2 protein-coding genes, 1 pseudogene and 1 riboswitch are annotated in these 3,976 nt (G+C 68.1%); of the genes and pseudogenes, 2 read left to right on the top strand and 1 reads right to left on the bottom strand.

The genetic code is table 11. The features are described from left to right. Nucleotides 1–52: 52 nt before the first annotated feature. Nucleotides 53–263: riboswitch (cobalamin riboswitch) on the bottom strand. 100 nt (nucleotides 264–363) lie between these two features. Continuing rightward, complete coding sequence (locus tag ACFWPJ_RS26845) at nucleotides 364–1,806, bottom strand: short-chain fatty acyl-CoA regulator family protein (protein WP_378855373.1); 1,443 nt, start codon at nucleotides 1,804–1,806, stop codon at nucleotides 364–366. A 155-nt stretch (nucleotides 1,807–1,961) separates the two neighbouring features. On the opposite strand from ACFWPJ_RS26845, the gene prpD reads away from it, so the two are divergent. Together prpD and ACFWPJ_RS26835 are read left to right on the top strand one after the other, a co-directional pair. After that, a complete protein-coding gene (gene prpD, locus ACFWPJ_RS26840; RefSeq protein WP_378855371.1) occupies nucleotides 1,962–3,464 on the top strand; it encodes a 2-methylcitrate dehydratase PrpD in 1,503 nt (500 codons plus the stop codon). After that, a pseudogene (locus ACFWPJ_RS26835) lies at nucleotides 3,464–3,910 on the top strand (isocitrate lyase/phosphoenolpyruvate mutase family protein); the annotation flags it as partial. The gene prpD and the pseudogene ACFWPJ_RS26835, both read left to right, overlap by 1 nt. Nucleotides 3,911–3,976 lie beyond the last annotated feature (66 nt).

Genomic DNA, 3,976 nt, shown 5'->3' with positions numbered 1-3,976 from the left:
CGACCTCGTCGGCGATCTCACGGAAGCGCGCGAAGTCCTGGTGACGGGGGTAGGCGTATACGGCACAGCGGGCAGGTCTTCGGACTCACGGGCACCGACCCGAGGCCTCGGGTCACCTACTGGCCGTCGCTTCCCGGACGCGAAGGCGCCCAGTGCCGGTGACGGCGGTCGTTCCTGTTCACCGCTGCGGGACAGTCCCGGATTCCCACCGGGTTCCCTCTTCACCCGCATCCGGTGTGGCCACCGAACGGGGTTCTCGACGCCGATGACGGATCGGGGGCTCCCGTAAACGTCGTCACCAGCGAACCAGCTGCGCGCTCAGCATAGCGAGCCCTCGGGTGTCGCCGACGCGGAGCGTCTCCATCAGGGGGCGTGCGGTGCGGGTTCCCGGTCGGCCGGGGTGTAGGGGATATTGGCGGCCCGGTTCTGGTCGACGCGGATCGCCCGGCCCAGTTGCGGGAAGGCGCGCTGGGCGCAGTCGGGGCGTTCGCAGATCTTGCAGCCCGCGCCGATCGGGACCGCGGTGGTCTCGTCGTGGATCGACAGCCCGTGCGAGTAGACGAGCTTCTCGGCGTAGGCGAGGTCGCAGCCGAGGCCGATCGCGAAATCCCTTTTGGGAGAGAGGAATCCGGGTGTGCTCTCGTCGGTCGTGCGGGCCAGCCACAGGTACTTGCGGCCGTCGGGCATTTCGGCGATCTGGGTGCGGATCCGGCCCGGCGTGGTGAAGGCCTCGTGCACCACCCACAGCGGGCAGCTGCCGCCGACCCGAGAGAAGTGGAAGGCGGTGGCGGACTGCCGTTTGGAGATATTGCCCGCGCGGTCGGTGCGGACGAAGAAGAAGGGGACACCGCGCTGGTTCGGGCGCTGCAAGGTCGAGAGCCGGTGGCAGACGGTCTCGAAGCCGACCTCGAATATCGACGACAACAGATCGATGTCGTAGTGCAGCTCTTCGGCAGCGTTGCGAAACCTGGTGTACGGCAGGATCAACGCACCCGCGAAGTAGTTGGCCAGACCGATCCGCAACAGCTCTCGGGAGCCGGCGGGCATCGTCTCCACCGACGCGGTGAGCGTGTCGATGGTGTCGGCGTGGGTGAGGAACGCCAGCTGGGTGGCGAGCTGGAAGGCCCGCTGCCCGGGGGAGAGCCTGCGGGCCAGGGTGATCTGGCGGGCCAGCGGGTCGTAGATCCGTTTGGGACCGGGATCGGTGGGGTTGTCGGATCGGATGGTGACGGTGATGCGGTGGCGTTCCTGCAGCAGCCGGGTCAGCTGCAGGTCCAGGCCGCCGATGCTGAGCCGGTTCTGGGTGAAGAGCTGCTCGGCGGCGTGGTCGAGTTCGGGGATGTGATTGCGCCGGTCGTAGAAGAAGTCGCGGACGTCTTCGTACGGCATCGCCGTGCCGGGTTCCACGATCGAGCCCTCGATGCCCGCGGAGAACTGCTCCAGCTGCTCGGTGGCCCCGCGCAGGCGCCGATGCAGGCTGACCAGCAGCCTGGCCGCACCGGGCACCCGGGTCATCAAGTCGTCGAGTTCGGCGTTGGTGACCGAGGAGGCGTCGGGGTCGTCGGCGAACACGTCCTGCAGGTCGGCGAGCAGCCGGGCATCGGTGTCGGCGGCGAAGAAGCCCATGTCCAGGTCGAAGGTGGCGTTGAGCCGCAGCAGCACCTGCACGGTCAACGGTCGCTGATCGTTCTCGAGCTGGTTGACGTAACTCACCGATAGCCCGAGCACCTTCGCCATCCCCGACTGGGACAGCCCCCGTTGTTCACGCAGCGTCCGCAGCCGCGCGCCCGCGTACATCTTCTGCATAGCGCCAATGTAGCAGCGCCTGCTTTCACAACTTACGCAACTTTGCTGATTTTCGTCCACAACATTTGGCATTTGCGGTGTATTTCGCGGTAATCGCGGCGTGTGTAACGTGCGAAACAGGCAGTAGACATTCACCGCTCCTGGAGGCCGCAACCGTGAAGAACCATCTCGTCCGCACGCACCGTTCCGCCGAGGACTTCCCGCGGGAGGAACACCTCGCGTGGCGGATCGCCGAGGTTGCCACCGACGCGGTGCCGGTGCCCGCGGAGACCGAGGAGATGATCGTCAACCGGATCATCGACAACGCGGCGGTGGCGGCGGCCTCGATCACTCGCCGTCCGGTGGCCAACGCGCGCGCCCAGGCGCTGGCGCATCCCTCCGGGCCCGGCGCCGCGGTGTTCGGGGTGCCCGGCCGGTTCTCCCCGGAGTGGGCGGCGTGGGCCAACGGTGTCGCGGTGCGCGAGCTGGACTTCCACGACACGTTCCTGGCCGCGGAGTACTCGCACCCAGGTGACAACATCCCGTCGATCCTCGCCGTCGCCCAGCACACCGGCCGCAGCGGCGCCGAGCTGATCCGCGGTCTGGCCACCGGGTACGAGATCCAGGTCGACCTGGTCCGCGCGATCTGCCTGCACGAGCACAAGATCGACCACGTCGCCCATCTCGGCCCCTCCGCCGCGGCCGGTATCGGCACCCTGCTCGGCCTGGACACCGAGACGATCTACCAGGCGATCGGGCAGGCCCTGCACACCACGACCGCCACCCGCCAGTCCCGCAAGGGCGAGATCTCGAGCTGGAAGGCCTACGCACCGGCCTTCGCCGGGAAGATGGCGGTCGAAGCGGTCGATCGCGCCCTGCGTGGTGAGGGCGCCCCCGCCCCGATCTGGGAGGGTGAGGACGGTGTCATCGCCTGGCTGCTCGGCGGGCCGAACGCGGAGTACTCGGTGCCGCTGCCCGACCCCGGCGAGCCCAAGCGCGGCATCCTCGACACCTACACCAAGGAGCACTCGGCCGAATACCAGAGCCAGGCCCCGATCGACCTGGCGCGCCGGATGCGCGACCGCATCGGCGATCTCGACCAGATCGCCACGATCGTGCTGCACACCAGCCACCACACCCACTACGTCATCGGCACCGGATCCAACGATCCGCAGAAGTTCGATCCGACGGCGTCGCGGGAAACCCTCGACCACTCGGTGATGTACATCTTCGCGGTCGCCCTGCAGGACGGCACCTGGCACCACGAGCGTTCCTACGCCCCCGAGCGCGCGCAGCGCCCCGACACCGTCGAGCTGTGGCGCAAGATCTCCACCGCCGAGGACCCGGAGTGGACCCGGCGCTACCACTCCACCGACCCGAACGAGAAGGCCTTCGGCGCCCGCGCCGAGGTCACCTTGAAGAGCGGCGAGGTGATCGTCGACGAGCTGGCCGTCGCGGACGCCCACCCGCTGGGCGCCCGCCCGTTCGCCCGCGACCAGTACATCGCGAAGTTCCGCACGCTCGCCGAGGGCGTCATCGACCCGGCCGAGCAGGATCGTTTCCTCGACGTCGCCCAGCGCACCCCCGAGCTGACCGCCGAGGAGCTGGGACAGCTGAACTTCACCGTCTCCGACGAGGTGCTGGCCCGCGCGCCGAAGTTGCCGAAGGGGCTGTTCTGATGACCGGCTTGCTGGCCTCGGCGACCTCGGCCGCCGACAAGCGCCTCGCCTTCCGGGCAGGCCTGGCTTCGGACCGGATCCAGCGCATCCCCGGCGCGTTCAATCCGTTGGTGGCCAAGCTGATCCAGGAGATCGGCTTCGAAGGCGTCTACGTCTCGGGCGCGGTGGTCTCCGCCGACCTCGCGCTGCCCGATATCGGGCTCACCACGCTCAGCGAGGTCACCGAGCGCGGCCGCCAGATCGCCCGGGTCACCGACCTGCCGGTCCTCATCGACGCCGACACCGGCTTCGGTGAGCCGATGAGCGCGGCCCGCACCGTCACCTTCCTCGAAGACGCCGGGATCGCCGGCGCGCACTTCGAGGACCAGGTCAACCCGAAGCGGTGCGGTCACCTCGACGGCAAGGCCGTGGTTCCCGTCGAGGAGATGGTGCGCAGGCTGCGGGCCGGTTTTTAATAATTAATATAAACTAACTTCGTATTCTTCGATTTGAGAGTTGTAGATGGCTTTGTT

The sequence above is a fragment of the Nocardia sp. NPDC058497 genome, assembly GCF_042720195.1.
Classification (GTDB): Bacteria; Actinomycetota; Actinomycetes; order Mycobacteriales; family Mycobacteriaceae; genus Nocardia.
Note: the sequence above shows the minus strand (reverse complement) of the source record. Positions and strands in the feature narration are given on the sequence as shown.